The following is a 16,332-nucleotide window of genomic DNA, read 5'->3' on the forward strand; positions in this document are numbered from 1 at the left end:
AAAAGAAATTAGATCAATCTAACGCTTTCAATCGATCACAATTAGGGTAATTAAGGAAAGTAAGTTGTAACAAGTAATTCTTTATAATTCTGCCTCAATCCCTTCTTCATACATTGCGTCGATCGCATCACTATATTTCTTTTCTACAATTCTTCGTTTAACTTTCATTGTAGGAGTAATTTCTCCCTCATCAATACTGAATGGATTGCGTTTAATTTTGAAATTCTTGATGCGTTCGAATTTGGCAAGTTCGTTCGAGATTTTCTTGATGTCTTGCTCCATCCAATCAATTATTTCCTGTTCGCGTATAAATGGATCGGCATCTTCGAAATAAGATGATTTTAGTTTAAATGTTTCTTCTAATGTTTCTCTATTTGGAATGATGATAGCGGTAATAAATTCTCGTTTATCTCCTATTAAAAATAACTGATCGATCTTCGGACTTTTCAGATAGATATTTTCTACAGGGGTTGGGTAAACGTTTTTGCCATACGCATTAACGATCATATTTTTGAGGCGATCTGTAATTTGTAAGTTGCCTTTATAAAAGCGACCGATATCACCCGTGTGGAACCACATTTCCCGATCAATTGCTTCAGCCGTTTCTGCGGGCTTATTGAAATATCCTTTCATCACGCAGTGGCCGCGAACAATTACTTCACCCTCAGCACACTCAAACTCTTCATTAAATGTATCATGGGTTTGGATGTTAATAATTTCTTTGCTTTCTACATCCTGAATGCCTACTTCAATACCTGGAATTACACGACCCACAGTGCCGTAAACCTGGCGATGGTATTCGGTAACAGACATTACCGGCGAAGTTTCGGTTAAGCCAAATCCTTCCAAAATTTTAATGCCTAAATCGCCAAAAAATTCACCTACATTTTTCGGTAGGGCAGCACCTCCTGAAATCATAAACTTCAATCTGCCACCCGTTTTCTCTTTGATTTTACTGAAAACTAATTTCTCGGCAATGGCCTTTTTGGTTGATAGAATGAATCCAGGATTTTCACCTGCCTCTTTTTTTACACGATACTTTTTACCGGTTTCTAGCGCCCAGGTAAAAATTTTAGCTTTAGTACCTCCGCCAGCTGTGCCAGATTTAATTGCTTTATCATGTATGCGCTCTAACAATCTAGGTACGCAACTCATTACTGTCGGCCTAACTTCGCCCATATTTTTCGCCAGGAGTTCTAAGCTTTGAGCAAAAGCAATTTTACAGCCTTGAGTGCAGCAGACGTGATAGGTGGCTGTGCGCTCAAACACATGCGACAGAGGTAAAAATGAAAGGAAAGTTTCAGTTTGATCGATTACCGGAATTTGTTGCAGACATACCTCCACATTTTTAACAAAATTATGGTGCGTAAGCATTACCCCTTTTGGCGTTCCTGTAGTACCAGAGGTATAAATCAAAGACGAAACATCTTCTGGTAGCACTAAACTTCTGCATTGATTTATTTCTGCTTTTTCTGCTGCTGTAATTTGATGCTTTAAGGCTAAGATATCAGAAAAAGATATAATTTCTACATCAACATCTAATGGCACTTTTACTTTCTCAAAATCTTTAAAAGCAGGGATAATATATTTTAGGTCTTTACAGTTTGAAGCAACTTTAAGTACTTTTCTATAGAGAAAATTATTTCCAACTAATATTCCTTTAATGCCAGAATCATTAATGATGTAGGCCACTTCTTGTTCTGATAGCGTTGGGTAAATAGAAACATTAATTACGCCAATTTGCTGAATGCCTTGATCATAATAGACATATTCGGGCGAGTTTTCAATCATTAATCCTAACCGATCGCCTTTCTTTATTCCTTTTTCTAAAAAGAAAGCGGAAACAGCGTCAGCTCTTTTTAAAGTATCTTCAAATGATATCTCCACCCATTCAGCACCTTGTTTATGTATTAAAAAAGTTTCTTCGGGTTTGTGAATGTTTTTTACAACATTTCTTAAAAGGGTAGGGATGGTTGAAAATTCGTTAATTAATGGCATCGCTCGTTATTTGGTAGTCAATATAATTAACAATAATAATGCTTTTTGGTTTAAAAAAGCAAATTGATGTACGCTCGCTGATATTGATTTGAATATGTTGTTCCGCAGATCAAAAAAATCTCTGAATTAAAAATTAGTTATTTCCTTAAAATCTAAGCTCAGAAATCATTTTTAATCTGCGAGATCTGCGTTACAGCGGGAGAAAATGTAAGTGACTTGCAAGCTTGATTTAAATGATGTTGATAAAGATTTATATCCCGCAGATTAAAAAGATTTACGCGGATTATAGTACTATCATCATTGCTTTAAAGAAACGAAGCAATCTCATTCTAGTCTTAAAAACAAGATTGCTTCATTAGCAATATTAAGTGCTTTAAACGCAAAAAGGTCTCAAAAAATCGAGACCTTTAAATATTATTTGTGATAAATTTTAAACGGAGAAACTCTCGCCACAACCACAACTGCGACTGGCATTTGGATTGATAAAGTTGAAACCTTTTCCATTCAATCCATCTGTAAAATCTAACTCCGTACCCGCCAGGTAAAGGAAAGATTTCATATCTAATGCGATTTTAATTCCTCTGTCTTCAAAAAACTGATCGCCTTTTTGTTCTTCGTTATCAAAATCCAGGTTATACGATAAGCCAGAACAACCGCCACCTTTTACGGAAACACGTAAGAAATAGTCAGAACCCATCTCTGAATCCTGCATTAAATGCGTGATTTTTTCTTTTGCTTTATCTGTTATAGTAATCATTTCTTTTAGCAGTTAGTATTTAGTATAAAGTAGCTAGATCAAATTCATGATCAACCTACTTTTAAATAACATTGTAGAAAGACAAATAGCGTACCAATCTAAGTACTCAATACTTTCTACTATATACTCTTCTAGTGATGTGATTTTTCCAGTACAATTGCCTCTAAACCATTTTTAACGCGGTAATCGTTAATGGCAGATTTAATTGCATCTTCTGCCAACACCGAGCAGTGAATTTTTACTGGAGGTAAAGCCAATTCTTCAACAATATCCATGTTATCGATAGACAAAGCCTCATCAATTGTCTTGCCTTTTAACCATTCTGTAGCTAAAGACGAAGATGCGATAGCCGAACCACAACCAAATGTTTTAAATTTAGCATCGGTGATTACGTTATCTTCTCCAACCTCAATTTGTAAACGCATAACGTCACCACACTCAGGTGCGCCAACCAAACCAGTTCCTACAAATTTGCTGTCTTTATTTAATGTACCTACGTTACGTGGGTTATTGTAATGGTCAATTACTTTTTCTGAATATGCCATGATTTATATTTCTTTTAATCCCTTGCGGGATGGTTTTAATTTTTGTTATACGTTTCGAGTTGCATGTTACAGGTCAGGTGTTATAAACAAGTTACTTATGCTCCCAGACTTAAAACTTAAAACTCTTAACACATTAATTTGCTTCGCAAATTAATGTTCTGCCCACTCAATTTTACTCAAGTCAATTCCTTCTTTAAACATTTCCCAAAGTGGAGAAAGTTCTCTTAAGTGATTCACTGCTTTTTGAGTAACCGCAATCGCCTGGTCAATTTCTTCTTCTGTAGTAAATCTTCCTAAGCCATAACGGATAGAAGAGTGTGCTAAATCATCAGATAAACCTAAGCTCTTTAATACATAAGATGGCTCTAAAGATGCCGAAGTACAAGCTGAACCCGAAGATACCGCTAAATCGCTCATAGCCATCATTAAACCTTCACCTTCCACATATTTAAAAGAAATGTTTGCTACATGTGGTAAACGGTGTTGTGTATTACCATTAACATAACTTTCTTCCATTTGGTTTAAAGTCGATTCTAATTTATCACGTAAACCAGATAAACGAGTTGCTTCGCTTTCCATCTCTAAACGACAAAGTTCGCATGCTTTACCCAAACCAACAATACCCGGAACGTTCAATGTACCTGAACGCATGCCACGCTCGTGGCCACCGCCATCCATTTGTGAAGTAACCTTAACTCTTGGGTTTTTTCGGCGAACGTAAAGTGCACCAACGCCTTTCGGTCCGTACATTTTATGTGCTGAAAACGCCATTAAGTCGATTCCGTCTGCATTAACATCAACTGGAATTTTACCAACTGCCTGCGTAGCATCAGTCATAAATAAAGCACCATGTTTGTGTGCAATTGCCGAAATTTCTTTAACAGGTTGGATTACGCCAATTTCGTTGTTACCGTACATAATCGATACTAAGATCGTTTCAGGAGTCATTGCAGCTTCTAATTCAGCCAAGTCAATTAAACCATCATCTTTAACGCCTAAGTATGTTACTCTTGCACCGTTTTTCTCCAGGTGTTTGCAAGTATCTAAAACGGCTTTGTGCTCTGTAACCGCAGTAATAATGTGGTTACCTTTATCTTTATACATTTCGAACACACCTTTTATCGCCAAGTTATCAGCTTCGGTTGCGCCCGATGTAAAAATTACTTCTTTTTCAGTACAGCCGATTAATTTGGCTACCTGCTCACGAGCATAATCTACTCCCTCTTCAGCCACCCATCCAAAAGCGTGATTACGGCTTGCGGCATTTCCAAATTTCTCAGTAAAGTAAGGTAGCATCGCTTCCAACACTCTAGGGTCTAAAGGTGTTGTTGCGTTATTATCTAAATATATCGGCTGTTTCATCTCTATTCTGTTAATTATGATCACAAAGATACAAAAAAACTTTTCGAACAATTATAATTAATAGCTATGACCTTATAGATAAAACACGCATTTTTACATTCACCCAACCTTTTTAAACGATGAACAAGATAGAACATATCGGTATTGCCGTAAACAACCTCAATAAATCAGTTCCACTTTACGAACTCTTATTAAATACCTCCTGTTATAAAACGGAAATTGTTGCATCAGAACACGTTAACACTGCATTTCTAAAAGCAGGTGAAAATAAAGTTGAACTTTTAGAAGCAACTTCCGACGATAGCGCAATAGCGAAATTTTTGCAGAAAAAAGGAGAGGGGATTCACCATATTGCCTTTGCGGTTGATGACATTATCGAAGAAATGGAGCGACTAAAAGCCAATGGTTTTACACTGCTTAACGACGTCCCAAAAAAGGGCGCCGATAATAAAATGGTATGTTTCGTACATCCAAAAGATACTAATGGAGTTTTAATAGAACTTTGCCAGGAAATTAAATGGGTTTAGAAAGATAGCTGATGTTAATTGAAAATAGGAAATGGATAAGGTTGAAGAATGCCTACGAAGTTGTTTTATTTGAAAATGAATGGTTCTGATTTTATCGCTTACGGCAGCCCTGCTAACCACTATAGTCCCGATGAAGAATCGGGAGCTACCGCTTTTATCAGGTTTAATTAACGTCATGCAGTAATTCTAACCCAACAAATAACCAAACTAAGCCTAAAATCTTTCAATCCCAAAAATCTTGTTCCATGTCGCTAATTAAAATTATCAATAAAGATTTTGATCTTCCTGATGAACTTTCCGAAAGCCAACTTCGGGAAACATTGGTGAATGCATTTGCTTACTTAGTAGATAATGACTTTCCTAAACTCGTTCAAATTTTATATAAAGCAGATGTTGATCAGTACAAGTTGAAAGAATTGTTAGAAAATGTCGAGGGAAAAAGTTCAGCAGAGGTAATTGCAGATGCCTATATCGCCAGGCAAATGGCAAAAATTGAAACCTGGAAAAAATATAGTAAGTAGTTGCCGACAAATTTATTATCGTCTAATTATTTGTATTTTAATACCTTTAAGTAATGAGTTGCCGTTTCCTGATCATCTTACTGTTTCCTGTTTTCGTTTTTGCTCAAAGAAATTCGAATTCCGAACTTGAGAAGAACGATCAGGATTTCGTTTTAAAAGCATTTAACAATGCTGATAATTACATGAATTCGGATCATTATGATTCGGCACAGTTATGGTTAAATAAAATTTATTTAAAAGTTAGCTATCGCAAACCATCTCTTTTTTCTTATTTCTTAACTTCCCGGCAAGCAGAAGTATACTATTACAATAATCTGCATGAACTAGGCTTGCAAGAAGCTTTTAAGAGCGAAAACATCGCATCGATATTAAAAGACAGCATCCTTATGGCCGATGCTTGCAACTTTATCGGCTTGTTTTATATGAATAACAATAAGCTAAACAATGCAGTTAAATATTTTAAACGGGCACTAAATTTTGCTCATCAACCTCCATATCCATCAAAGTATATCGATCTATCGAAACCTCACCATGTTTATGGCAATTTGGCCGAGGCATTTGAAAAGCTTAAAAAGCTGGATAGTGCAGTTTATTACAGTCGAGAATCACTCAAAGAGGCAAAAGAAATAAGTGCTAAACGAGGTATCGCCACAGCCTATCTAAATTTAGGTAGTGCTTTCATTCAAAAGAATTCCAATGATAGTGCAAGTAAATACTTTGATTTAACACGTATTGCAGCAATGAATGGGCAAGATTTCGATGTCGAGTTGAATAGTTACAGTGGTTTAGCGAGTTGTGCAGCGAGAACGAATGAAAAAATAATAGCCTTCAATCATTTGAAAACAGGATTCTCTTTGCTCAAAAGATATCCTCAATTAAATGATTTTTATGCGCTTATGTTTTTAGAGACTGCAATTAAAGTTTACAAACAATATAATAGTCAGGCAGATTTAATTAATACCCTCGAACTTAAAAATCAAATACAAACGGCTACTTACGCCCGAAATAACACACAAATACAAACTCTTTTATTAACAGGGTTAAAAAATGAAAAACTCATTTTCAATTTAGAACTAGCTAAAGTCGAAAATAAGCAGAGTTTGGCCAATACCAGAGTTTATGTATTGTTGTTAACCTTACTTTCTATCATTATTGCCTTTATTGCTTATCGGTACTATGCAATGCAGCGTTTGCGCCTGGCAAATTTGAGAAGCAAAATCAGTCAAGATTTACACGATGAAGTGGGTGCTACCTTAAGTGGAATAGCCATGTACAGCTACATTACAAAAGAACAGATTAAAAACGAGGAGCATGTCGCCGTTAACAATTCTCTCGATATTATTAAAGACAATGCAGGCGAAATGGTCTCAAAACTTAACGATATTGTTTGGGCTGTTAATCCACATGATGATAACCTTCGTTCGCTTTTAGAAAGACTAAAAGATTTCGCCGCTCAATTGGTGGCGGTAAAAGAAATTGAGCTAAATTTTAATATTCCAGAATCGCTTGGCGTTTTAAAGTTATCAATGGAACAAAGAAAGAATATCTATTTAATATGTAAAGAAGGTATCAACAATGCCGTGAAATATAGCGTCTGTAAGCATATTATAGTGGAAGTTTATCATCAAAATAAAATGATTAATATTCAATTAAAAGATGATGGGAATGGTTTTTTACCTGATGAAGCTCGGAAAGGAAATGGACTAACAAATATGAGAAATAGAGCAAAAGAAATCAATGCTGTTCTAAATATCTATAGTCATATTGGGTTGGGTACAGAGATTAATTTAAGTTGCAAAATCACCTAATGGGGGATACGTTTATAATATATAACTGCTCATATTTATGCCTGAACCTGAAGTTGTGGAAATCAAGATAGCGATATTCGAAGACAATAAACTCATTCGTGAGGCATTACAGACTATTATAAACGGGACGCCAGGCTTTATTTGCACGGGCACATTCCCTAACGCAAACCAAATTGAAGCGGATATACGCTTTAGTCGGCCAGATGTGGTACTAATGGATATTGAAATGCCTGGAAAGACAGGCATTGAAGCCACTAAAATAATCACAGCACAATTTCCAGAAGTAAAAGTGCTAATTCAAACTGTTTTTAATGATAATGATAAGATATTCAATGCACTTTGCGCTGGGGCTTCAGGCTACATTTTAAAAACTGATTCACCTTCAAAGCAGCTTCAGGCTATTGAGGAGGTCTATAATGGTGGCGCTTCCATGTCTTCAGCAATTGCCCAAAAGGTGATGCAATTTTTTGTGCGTAAGAACGTCATTCTGGTGCAGCCACAAGAAACCGACTTTGATTTAAGTGCCCGTGAAAAGGAAATTCTCTTATTGATGACGGAAGGAAATCACTACCGTAGCATCGCTGATAAAGCTTTTATCAGTTATGAAACAGTTCGAACCCATGTTAAACATATCTATAAAAAATTGCATGTAGCTTCAAGATCCGAAGCGATTTTAAAGGCTAAACAACAGGGATTGTTTTAGTAAAATCACTCATTGGGGTATTTCCAGGCGATAATTTATGCTTCAATTTTGATTAACAAATCAGAATTAAACATAAATTAAGAAAACATGAAAACAATTACGAAAAGCCTAAAGTGGTTATTAATTATTTTTCTTATCACAGCCGTTGTGGCCTGTAAAAAGAAAGAGCGTGATGATGCAGTTGAAACTATCAACAAGGAAGAAATGAAGCGTAAAATTGCAGACATTATTCCAGTGCAGTACCAGGATACCCTCACCAAACTGGGTATTTCACTTAATCAGGAAACGACACCACCGATGCTTGAAGGAGCTTATGCGTTTAAGCCTCTTCGGCTATTGAAAAGTAACCGTACACAAGATGTCGCCAATATGTCGTTTGTTGATGGCTCAGTTAAATTTTTCGCACAAGACAGCGAGAATAACATCAAGCTAATTGGCAAATCTTTATTAAATAGTGCAGATACAAGTTTGGTTACGGCAATAAGTGGCAATGGAAACAATTTTACAGTTTACGGAAAGGTTAAATCTGTTCGTGGTAGCGATTCTGCTATATTTGGAATAATTATCTCTGGTGAGAAAGATGGAACACAACTCAGAAATATTCGCTATGGCTTAATTAATATTGATAACTCAAAAGGGGGAACAACATTTATTAAACAAGGTGAGGCGAGGGTAGTTTTTGATACAGATCAAGTTTCGCCATCGATTTCGGTGTTTTAAAATATTTCTTGAAGTCTCTTGTAAATCAAAAATAAAATTAGGATATTTGCATCCTCTAAAATAGAGGTTAGAAAAGACTAATAGAAATTATCATAAGCGTTGTTGCCAGCAAATTGCAAGAATGTTCTTGATGCTTTCACACAAATAACTTAAAATAATATTCAAATGAAAAAAGATTTGCACCCTACAAGCTACAGACCAGTTGTTTTCAAAGATATGTCTAACGAATATGCTTTCTTAACAAAATCTTGTGTAGATACTAAAGAAACTATTAAATGGGAAGATGGTAATGAGTATCCTCTTTATAAATTAGAGATCTCTCATACTTCACACCCTTTTTATACTGGTAAAATGAAATTGGTTGATACTGCAGGACGTATCGATAAATTCAAAAACCGTTACGCTAAGAAATAATTTTAGCTGTAAAAAGCATTTTTTAAAGTCCCTTTGCCAAAAGCATCGGGACTTTTTTTATTTTTGTTGCTTATGACAATCAATTTATTTGATGATGCTTGCTGGGCGTCTCTCCGTCCGCTTACGTTTACCAGGCCCGTTGCTGATTTGCGAATTGGTATTTTAACAATTGCAGAAAAATGGGCGAAATACTTAAATGCCGACTTCGGTTTCCAAACTCAAGAATATCTTTCTATAAAATATGCAGTCAAGAAAAACGCTAGTCTTTTTATAAACGGCTCAATTTGTCCTGATCAAAATTTGCTCGATGCAATTTCAGGACTTAAAGAAGGAGAATTGCTCGTAGCCAAAGGTGTTATTATTGCTTTCAACTGCAATGAAGAACTGACTTATAAGCAAGCTGAACAGCAATTAAAGCCCATAAATTATGAGTTTGAGTTCGTTAAAATAACTTATCCGGAGAATATTTTCGCAAATAATCCAGCTGAAATTAGAAAAGATTTCGAATTATTAACCAAAGGACGTACTTCTGCAAAAATCAGCAATACGAATCAATTGTTGGGCGATGATATCTTTTTTGAAGAAGGTGCGAAAGCCGAATGCAGCGTTTTAAATACTGGCTACGGACCAATTTATGTTGGGAAAAATGCTGAGATTTGGGAAGGCAGTTTAATACGGGGATCTTTTGCGCTTTGCGAAAATTCATCAATTAAAATGGGGGCGAAGATTTATTCAGGTACTACCATTGGGCCAAATAGCCGTGCAGGTGGCGAAATTAATAATTCGGTAATTTGGGGCAATTCTGCGAAAGGACATGATGGATATTTGGGCAACTCGGTACTTGGTGAATGGGTTAACATTGGTGCCGATACCAATAACTCGAATTTGAAGAACAATTATGCCGAAGTAAAGCTTTACGATTACGAAACTAAAAAAATGCGTAATACCAATTTACAGTTCTGTGGCTTAATTATGGCCGATCATGCTAAATCGGGCATTAACACGATGTTTAATACAGGCAGTATTGTAGGCGTAAGCGCAAATATTTTTGGTGGTGGCTTGCCTCCAAATCATATTCCAGATTTTAGCTGGGGCGGTGCAGATGGCTTTTTGGATTACAAACTGAATAAAATGTTCGAAACAACGGAGAAAGTATTCGCAAGAAAAAATATTATTTTCGACGATACAGAAAAAGATATCCTAACAAAGGTTTTTGAATTAACAGCTCCTCACAGATACTTTTAATATTTAACCATGATTTCAATAGAAATCATGAAATTAACAAAATAAAACACAATGAGAAAACAAATAGTAGCCGGTAACTGGAAAATGAATTTAGATTATAATGAAGGTATTTCGTTATTCAGTGAGATTGTAAATATGATTAAGGATGAACGTAAGGGTAATCAATTAGCTGTTATTTGTGCTCCTTTTATTCATTTAAATAGTTTGGCCAAGTTGGGTGGAAATGATGTTAAAATAGGAGCTCAAAACATTCACGATAAAGAAAGCGGCGCTTACACAGGCGAAATTTCTGCAAAGATGATCAAATCTGTTGGCGTGGAGTATGTAATTTTAGGTCACTCAGAGCGCAGACAATATCAGGCTGAAAGTGATGAGCTCTTGGCTGCAAAAACCAAAACTGCTTTGGCTCATGGATTAACACCAATTTTCTGCATCGGCGAAACATTAGACGAACGTGAAAACGGAAGCTATTATGAAGTATTGAAGAAGCAATTAGTTGAAGGTGTTTTCAGTTTAAGCAATACTAATTTTTCCAAAATCGTAATTGCTTACGAACCAGTTTGGGCGATTGGTACAGGTTTAACCGCTTCGCCAGAACAAGCACAAGATATTCACGCATTCATCCGTTCTGAAATAGAGGCTAACTATGGTTTCAATATTGCAGATGATACTACAATTCTTTACGGCGGTAGTTGTAATCCAGGCAATGCGGCAAGTTTATTCGCTCAAAAAGATATTGATGGTGGTTTAATTGGTGGCGCATCATTAAAATCTCGTGATTTCACAGATATTATTAAAGCATTAAATAGCTAAATGCAATACGTAAAAGCAATATTTAAATTCGAAAATATCGAAGACTTTCAGCAGGATCTACTCATCAGTGATCTTGCTGATTTAGGTTTCGATACATTTGAGGATAGTGAGAATGGGTTCACTGCTTTTGTAATGAAAGATAATTTCAGTGAGCAGGCATTGAAAGATTTGCTTGCTCATTATACCGATGATTTTGCAACAAATTATACTTTGGAAGATGTTGCCGATGAAAACTGGAATGCCGAGTGGGAAAAGAATTTCAATCCGTTGATTATTGATGATGTATGTTACGTGAGAGCAACTTTTCATGAGCCGCAACCATCTTATCCTTATGAGATTGTGATCGATCCGAAAATGTCTTTCGGAACAGGTCACCATCAAACTACATCAATGATGATGCAGTATATTCTAGCCGCAGATTTAAAAGATAAAACTGTTTTAGATATGGGTTGTGGAACCGCAATCCTCGCAATTCTTGCCGCTAAACTTGGTGCAAAGAATTTGGTAGCGATAGATTATGATAACGTATGTTACGAAAGTGCCATCGAAAATGCGGCGTTAAATAACATCTCCAATCTAAAAGCGCTTTGTGGAAGTAAAGAAGCTATTCCAAACGAAGAATATGATGTGATTTTTGCCAACATCAACAGGAATATTTTGCTTGATCAAATTCATCGTTATGCAGAGGTGCTAAAGTCAGGTGGAAAAATCTTTTTCAGTGGTTTTTATTTAGATCCCGATTTAGGAATGATCACTGCCGAGTGTGCTAAATATGGTATTCAATACCTCGATCACAAACAAAATGGTGATTGGGTTGCTGCCCAGTTTGAGAAAAAATAAATGGAGCAAAGAGCAAGGATAAAAGAGCAAAGAATAAAATAACAAAGCTAAAATGGTTAACATTAGGCTACTAAACCTTTAATCATTGCTCTTTTATCTTTAATCGAAAAAAAATATGCGTATACATTTTATTGCAATTGGCGGAAGTGCAATGCACAACCTGGCCATTACACTTCATAAAAAAGGTTATCAAATTTCAGGTTCTGATGATGTGATTTTTGAACCAGCAAAATCTCGTTTGGAAAAATATGGTTTATTGCCGGCACAAATGGGATGGGATGAAAATCGTATTTCTACTGATCTTGAAGCCGTTATTTTGGGTATGCATGCTCGTATTGACAATCCTGAGCTAATTAAAGCGCAAGAACTGGGTATTAAAATTTATTCTTATCCAGAATACGTTTATGAGCAAAGTAAAAACAAATTGCGTGTAGTAATTGGCGGCAGTCATGGTAAAACTACCATCACAAGTATGATTTTACATGTGCTCAATCATTACAATCGTGATTTTGATTATTTGGTTGGGGCACAACTCGCTGGTTTCGAAACCATGGTAAAAATTACAGATGCGGCACCAGTTATGATTATCGAAGGCGATGAGTATTTATCGTCACCGATTGATAGAAGGCCAAAATTTCATCTTTACAAAGCAAATGTAGCAGTGATCAGTGGCATCGCCTGGGATCATATCAATGTTTTTCCTACTTATGCAGATTATACTTTGCAGTTCGATAAGTTTATCGATACCATAGAGGAAAATGGGACACTGATATATTGTGAAGCAGACCAAGATTTAAATGAAATTGCTTTAAAATCAAAAGCAAAGATTCACAAGGTAGGTTATGCAATTCCTGAACACGACATTAAAAATGGTATAACCTACTTATTGCCAGAGAGAACTGCTTTAAAAATATTTGGCGACCATAACCTAATGAATTTAAATGCAGCTAAATTAGTTTGTGAGCAGTTAGATATAAGTCAAAAAGATTTTGATACTGCAATTGCCTCATTTACCGGCGCTGCAAAGCGTCTAGAAGTAATCTCAGCTGATGACTCTACCAACGTTTATAAGGATTTTGCCCATTCTCCATCTAAACTGAAAGCTACGATTGAGGCTGTTAAAGCACAGTTTACAGATCGAAAGCTGATCGCTTGTATCGAATTGCACACTTTTAGCAGCTTGAATAAGGATTTTTTAAAGGAATACGCTGGCGCAATGGACAAAGCTGATGAAGCAATCGTATTTATCGATCTTAAAAGTTTTGAGCAAAAAAGAATGGAGCCATTTTCAGAAGAAGATGTTCAACAGGCTTTTGCTAATCCGAAGCTAAAATTCTTTAACGATGCAGCTCAATTGAAAGCCTATTTGTTAAGCTTGAACTATAAGAATGCAAATCTTTTAATGATGAGTTCTGGAAACTATGCAGGCTTTGATTTGCCTGAATTAGCTGCGGCTTTACCAAAATAATAATTAATCTTTAAATGAAGGTTCTAGGAGATCGTATTAGGCAGAGTAGGGTAGCACTAGGTTTAAATCAAGCTGAAGCTGCGAAGATGCTTAATATTTCTACACCCGCATTTTGTAAAATAGAAACCGGACAAACAGATTTGAATATCTCACGTTTATTGCAAATTTCTAAAGTATTTGAGGTATCAATAATTAAATTAATAACCGGAGAAAAGGAGTCATCAAATTCATCGGAAGATTTAATTGAACTTAAAGAACAACTTCTGGAAAAAGATGAAGAGATCAATAAACTTAGAAAGAAGGTTATTGATCTTTATGATAAATTGGGAATTTAATCACGTCATTGCGAGGCACGAAGCAATCCTACAACGATCGCTATATAATTCAACCCTAAGCATTAAGGTTGCTTCGTGCCTCGCATTGACGATTGCTTTATTACTTGCGCAGTATTCTCTTATCTTCCTAAAACACTTTCCTCATCGTTAAATGCTTCTTACCAAATGTAGCGCCAGTAGCTTTATGTATGGCAATCATTTGCTCGTTAAAATCGCCAACCCAACTCAATTCCAGTTCTTTGTATTGATTTTTTGGCAACACATATTCACCTAGCCTGATAAAGAGAACCGATTCTAAGCCATGTTTCTGGAATTTTGGTTTTGTACCCATTACAATTGCTCTCATACGTGTAACACCCACCCATCGGCGATAAGCAAATTTAAGCTTCTCTAATAAACCAAGCTTTCCATTAAAACCTTTAATCATCTGGTTAGCATCAGGAATTAAAACCACAAATGAAGCAGGCTCACCATTAAAATAAGCAAATTGAATCAAATGCTCATCCATAATGGGTTCCATACTTTTAAAGCTTTCTTCGAGAGTTTCCTTTTTTATCGGAACGAAGTTTTCGAAATCCTGCCAGCCATCATTGTAAATTTCCATCAAATCCGCAATGTATTTTTCAGCGTTTGCTTTGCTAAAATATTCGAAAGTGTAGCCAGGCTTGTTCCTTACCCAATTGGCTATCTTGGTAAATCGCTCTGGAAAAGGAATGGTTAAATTGATATGGTTGGTTAACTGTTCATATTCGGTTACGAATCCGTAAGCATCAAAAAAATTCTGGTAGTATGGAAAATTGTAATTCATTCCAAATGATGGAGGAGTGAAACCTTCCACTAACAAACCCCAAAATGAATCATTTTCGCCAAAGTTGATGGGGCCATCCATTGCTTTCATTCCATTTTCGATAAGCCATTCCTTTGCGGTATCAAAGAGTAAAAAAGCAGCATTTTCATCTTCAATGCATTCAAAAAAGCCCATTCCGCCGGTTGGTTGATCGTAATTAAATGCTTTTTTTTCGTTAATAAAAGCAGCAACCCGACCAATTAAATTTCCCGCATCATCTTTTAAAACCCAACGGTTACATTTTCCATGACTGAAAAAATTATTCTTCTCTGGGTTAAAAACATTTTCAACTTCACTATCTAAAGGACAAATGAAGTTTTTATCGTTTTTATACAGGATTTTTGGAACCGTTAAGAAGTCTTTTTTTAGTGATGAATTGCTTACTGATATAATTTGCATGGGCAGATTTTAAAATTAAAAAGCACCCAGCCTAATGGCAGGATGCTTTTTCAAATATATAGTTTTTTAATGATTAGTAATCGTCATCATCATCGTCGAAGTTGTCGAAATTATCAAGGTCATCCAATGGCAAATCAAAATCGTCTTCATCTTCATCTTGAGGGTTTTTTCTCGTGGTTTGAATATCGTCATCTTCAAGATCATCGTCTTCATCTACCTGTTTTTTGGTAGTCGGCTTAGTAGGGAGTTTCTTTGGCGCTTTCATATCACAAAAATAAAAATTGCTTTTCTACTTTAAAAATACAAAAAAACTTTTTCTAATAACAACCTGAAAACAAATAAATTAATTTCTGCTATTCTGCATTTTCACCTACCGTATTTTCCTCCTTCGTAATATCTTTTAGCTGTGGAAGCTGGTTTAAATTGTTTAAACCAAAATAATCCATAAAAATATTGCTAGTGCTGTAAAGAATAGGTCTGCCTGGAGTTTCGGCTTTACCATCAATACTTATAAGTTCTTTTTCCAGCAATCGCTGAACAGAATAATCAGAATTTACACCTCTAATTTGTTCAATTTCTAATTTAGTAATCGGCTGGCGGTATGCGATAATGGCTAAGGTTTCCATAGCAGCCTGACTCAGCTTTTTCTTTGAGCGATGCAATTGAAGTTGATTTACCGTTTCATGGTAATCCTTTTTTGTTAGAAACTGATATCCGTTATTCAGGTTTACCAATTCGATTGCGAAATCATCATGTTTATACTTTTCTTGAATAAGATCTAAGCTTTCAAAAATTTGTGTTTCAATAAACTCTGCTTCGAAAACCGCATTTAAAGCTAAGATGATTTCTTGAACGCTAATGCTTTGAACAGAAGAGAATATGAGCGCTTCTATGTGCCTGGTAATATTGGTTTGGAACATATACAAAAATATAATTTTTGGACATAAAAAAAGCGGTCTCGCTTTTTAAAAACAAGACCGCTTTCAACACACAAATGAAACCTGAATTAAGATATAGTTTTAGGTTAGGT

The 16,332-nt window shown here is 35.7% G+C and carries 18 protein-coding genes; 11 read left to right on the forward strand and 7 right to left on the reverse strand.

The genetic code is table 11. The features are described from left to right. Positions 1–81 precede the first annotated feature (81 nt). The 4 genes from ACZZZC_RS10220 to ACZZZC_RS10235 all read right to left on the reverse strand — a co-directional run bounded on the left by ACZZZC_RS10220 (position 82) and on the right by ACZZZC_RS10235 (position 4,662). The gene (locus ACZZZC_RS10220; protein WP_463485851.1) at positions 82–1,998 is read right to left on the reverse strand and encodes an AMP-dependent synthetase/ligase; all 1,917 of its coding nucleotides are present in this window, start codon (positions 1,996–1,998) and stop codon (positions 82–84) included. Positions 1,999–2,428: 430 nt separating this feature from the next. Further along, a complete protein-coding gene (locus ACZZZC_RS10225) occupies positions 2,429–2,755 on the reverse strand; it encodes a HesB/IscA family protein (RefSeq protein WP_025142623.1) in 327 nt (108 codons plus the stop codon). Positions 2,756–2,886: 131 nt separating this feature from the next. Then, a complete protein-coding gene (iscU, locus tag ACZZZC_RS10230; RefSeq protein WP_025142622.1) occupies positions 2,887–3,300 on the reverse strand; it encodes a Fe-S cluster assembly scaffold IscU in 414 nt (137 codons plus the stop codon). A gap of 150 nt (positions 3,301–3,450) precedes the next feature. Beyond that, entirely contained in the window at positions 3,451–4,662 is a 1,212-nt protein-coding gene (locus ACZZZC_RS10235) for an IscS subfamily cysteine desulfurase (RefSeq protein WP_463485852.1), read from the reverse strand. A gap of 119 nt (positions 4,663–4,781) precedes the next feature. Between ACZZZC_RS10235 and mce the strand changes: the two genes are divergently transcribed. The 11 genes from mce (at position 4,782) to ACZZZC_RS10290 (ending at position 14,056) form a co-directional block, all read left to right on the forward strand. Next, positions 4,782–5,189, forward strand: a complete 408-nt coding sequence (mce, locus tag ACZZZC_RS10240; protein ID WP_463485853.1) for a methylmalonyl-CoA epimerase — start codon at positions 4,782–4,784, stop codon at positions 5,187–5,189. Positions 5,190–5,434: 245 nt separating this feature from the next. Continuing rightward, entirely contained in the window at positions 5,435–5,710 is a 276-nt protein-coding gene (locus ACZZZC_RS10245) for a hypothetical protein (protein ID WP_463485854.1), read from the forward strand. Positions 5,711–5,763: 53 nt separating this feature from the next. Continuing rightward, on the forward strand, positions 5,764–7,518 hold the full coding sequence (locus ACZZZC_RS10250) for a tetratricopeptide repeat-containing sensor histidine kinase (RefSeq protein WP_463485855.1): 1,755 nt from the start codon (positions 5,764–5,766) through the stop codon (positions 7,516–7,518). Positions 7,519–7,555: 37 nt separating this feature from the next. Next, on the forward strand, positions 7,556–8,221 hold the full coding sequence (locus ACZZZC_RS10255) for a response regulator (RefSeq protein ID WP_463485856.1): 666 nt from the start codon (positions 7,556–7,558) through the stop codon (positions 8,219–8,221). A gap of 87 nt (positions 8,222–8,308) precedes the next feature. Continuing rightward, positions 8,309–8,941 (forward strand): hypothetical protein, encoded by a 633-nt coding sequence (locus ACZZZC_RS10260; protein WP_463485857.1) that lies wholly within the window; start codon positions 8,309–8,311, stop codon positions 8,939–8,941. Positions 8,942–9,106: 165 nt separating this feature from the next. Next, positions 9,107–9,355 (forward strand): type B 50S ribosomal protein L31, encoded by a 249-nt coding sequence (locus ACZZZC_RS10265; protein ID WP_025142617.1) that lies wholly within the window; start codon positions 9,107–9,109, stop codon positions 9,353–9,355. 72 nt (positions 9,356–9,427) lie between these two features. Beyond that, positions 9,428–10,600, forward strand: coding sequence for a putative sugar nucleotidyl transferase (locus ACZZZC_RS10270; protein WP_463485858.1), 1,173 nt, complete (start codon positions 9,428–9,430; stop codon positions 10,598–10,600). A gap of 51 nt (positions 10,601–10,651) precedes the next feature. Then, the gene (gene tpiA, locus ACZZZC_RS10275) at positions 10,652–11,413 is read left to right on the forward strand and encodes a triose-phosphate isomerase (RefSeq protein WP_463487114.1); all 762 of its coding nucleotides are present in this window, start codon (positions 10,652–10,654) and stop codon (positions 11,411–11,413) included. Continuing rightward, on the forward strand, positions 11,414–12,253 hold the full coding sequence (prmA, locus tag ACZZZC_RS10280; RefSeq protein WP_463485860.1) for a 50S ribosomal protein L11 methyltransferase: 840 nt from the start codon (positions 11,414–11,416) through the stop codon (positions 12,251–12,253). A 115-nt stretch (positions 12,254–12,368) separates the two neighbouring features. Continuing rightward, positions 12,369–13,721 carry a UDP-N-acetylmuramate--L-alanine ligase gene (locus tag ACZZZC_RS10285; protein WP_463485861.1) on the forward strand — a complete coding sequence of 451 codons (1,353 nt, stop codon included), beginning with the start codon at positions 12,369–12,371 and terminating at the stop codon, positions 13,719–13,721. 14 nt (positions 13,722–13,735) lie between these two features. Beyond that, positions 13,736–14,056: a helix-turn-helix domain-containing protein gene (locus tag ACZZZC_RS10290; protein WP_463485862.1), complete on the forward strand. Its 321-nt coding sequence runs from the start codon at positions 13,736–13,738 to the stop codon at positions 14,054–14,056. Positions 14,057–14,183: 127 nt separating this feature from the next. Here ACZZZC_RS10290 and ACZZZC_RS10295 read toward each other — a convergent pair whose 3' ends face one another. The 3 genes from ACZZZC_RS10295 to scpB all read right to left on the reverse strand — a co-directional run bounded on the left by ACZZZC_RS10295 (position 14,184) and on the right by scpB (position 16,222). After that, positions 14,184–15,302 (reverse strand): GNAT family N-acetyltransferase, encoded by a 1,119-nt coding sequence (locus ACZZZC_RS10295; RefSeq protein ID WP_463485863.1) that lies wholly within the window; start codon positions 15,300–15,302, stop codon positions 14,184–14,186. A gap of 73 nt (positions 15,303–15,375) precedes the next feature. Further along, the gene (locus tag ACZZZC_RS10300) at positions 15,376–15,567 is read right to left on the reverse strand and encodes a hypothetical protein (RefSeq protein WP_463487115.1); all 192 of its coding nucleotides are present in this window, start codon (positions 15,565–15,567) and stop codon (positions 15,376–15,378) included. Positions 15,568–15,655: 88 nt separating this feature from the next. Beyond that, the gene (scpB, locus tag ACZZZC_RS10305; protein ID WP_463485865.1) at positions 15,656–16,222 is read right to left on the reverse strand and encodes an SMC-Scp complex subunit ScpB; all 567 of its coding nucleotides are present in this window, start codon (positions 16,220–16,222) and stop codon (positions 15,656–15,658) included. Between the last annotated feature and the right edge of the window lie 110 nt (positions 16,223–16,332).

It is taken from the genome of Pedobacter sp. AC212, from assembly GCF_979258625.1.

Coding starts and splice junctions, on each gene's coding strand:
- ACZZZC_RS10220 (WP_463485851.1), bottom strand. CDS start 1,998: ATGCCATTAATTAACGAATTTTCAACCATCCCTACCCTTTTAAGAAAT.
- ACZZZC_RS10225 (WP_025142623.1), bottom strand. CDS start 2,755: ATGATTACTATAACAGATAAAGCAAAAGAAAAAATCACGCATTTAATG.
- iscU (WP_025142622.1), bottom strand. CDS start 3,300: ATGGCATATTCAGAAAAAGTAATTGACCATTACAATAACCCACGTAAC.
- ACZZZC_RS10235 (WP_463485852.1), bottom strand. CDS start 4,662: ATGAAACAGCCGATATATTTAGATAATAACGCAACAACACCTTTAGAC.
- mce (WP_463485853.1), top strand. CDS start 4,782: ATGAACAAGATAGAACATATCGGTATTGCCGTAAACAACCTCAATAAA.
- ACZZZC_RS10245 (WP_463485854.1), top strand. CDS start 5,435: ATGTCGCTAATTAAAATTATCAATAAAGATTTTGATCTTCCTGATGAA.
- ACZZZC_RS10250 (WP_463485855.1), top strand. CDS start 5,764: ATGAGTTGCCGTTTCCTGATCATCTTACTGTTTCCTGTTTTCGTTTTT.
- ACZZZC_RS10255 (WP_463485856.1), top strand. CDS start 7,556: ATGCCTGAACCTGAAGTTGTGGAAATCAAGATAGCGATATTCGAAGAC.
- ACZZZC_RS10260 (WP_463485857.1), top strand. CDS start 8,309: ATGAAAACAATTACGAAAAGCCTAAAGTGGTTATTAATTATTTTTCTT.
- ACZZZC_RS10265 (WP_025142617.1), top strand. CDS start 9,107: ATGAAAAAAGATTTGCACCCTACAAGCTACAGACCAGTTGTTTTCAAA.
- ACZZZC_RS10270 (WP_463485858.1), top strand. CDS start 9,428: ATGACAATCAATTTATTTGATGATGCTTGCTGGGCGTCTCTCCGTCCG.
- tpiA (WP_463487114.1), top strand. CDS start 10,652: ATGAGAAAACAAATAGTAGCCGGTAACTGGAAAATGAATTTAGATTAT.
- prmA (WP_463485860.1), top strand. CDS start 11,414: ATGCAATACGTAAAAGCAATATTTAAATTCGAAAATATCGAAGACTTT.
- ACZZZC_RS10285 (WP_463485861.1), top strand. CDS start 12,369: ATGCGTATACATTTTATTGCAATTGGCGGAAGTGCAATGCACAACCTG.
- ACZZZC_RS10290 (WP_463485862.1), top strand. CDS start 13,736: ATGAAGGTTCTAGGAGATCGTATTAGGCAGAGTAGGGTAGCACTAGGT.
- ACZZZC_RS10295 (WP_463485863.1), bottom strand. CDS start 15,302: ATGCAAATTATATCAGTAAGCAATTCATCACTAAAAAAAGACTTCTTA.
- ACZZZC_RS10300 (WP_463487115.1), bottom strand. CDS start 15,567: ATGAAAGCGCCAAAGAAACTCCCTACTAAGCCGACTACCAAAAAACAG.
- scpB (WP_463485865.1), bottom strand. CDS start 16,222: ATGTTCCAAACCAATATTACCAGGCACATAGAAGCGCTCATATTCTCT.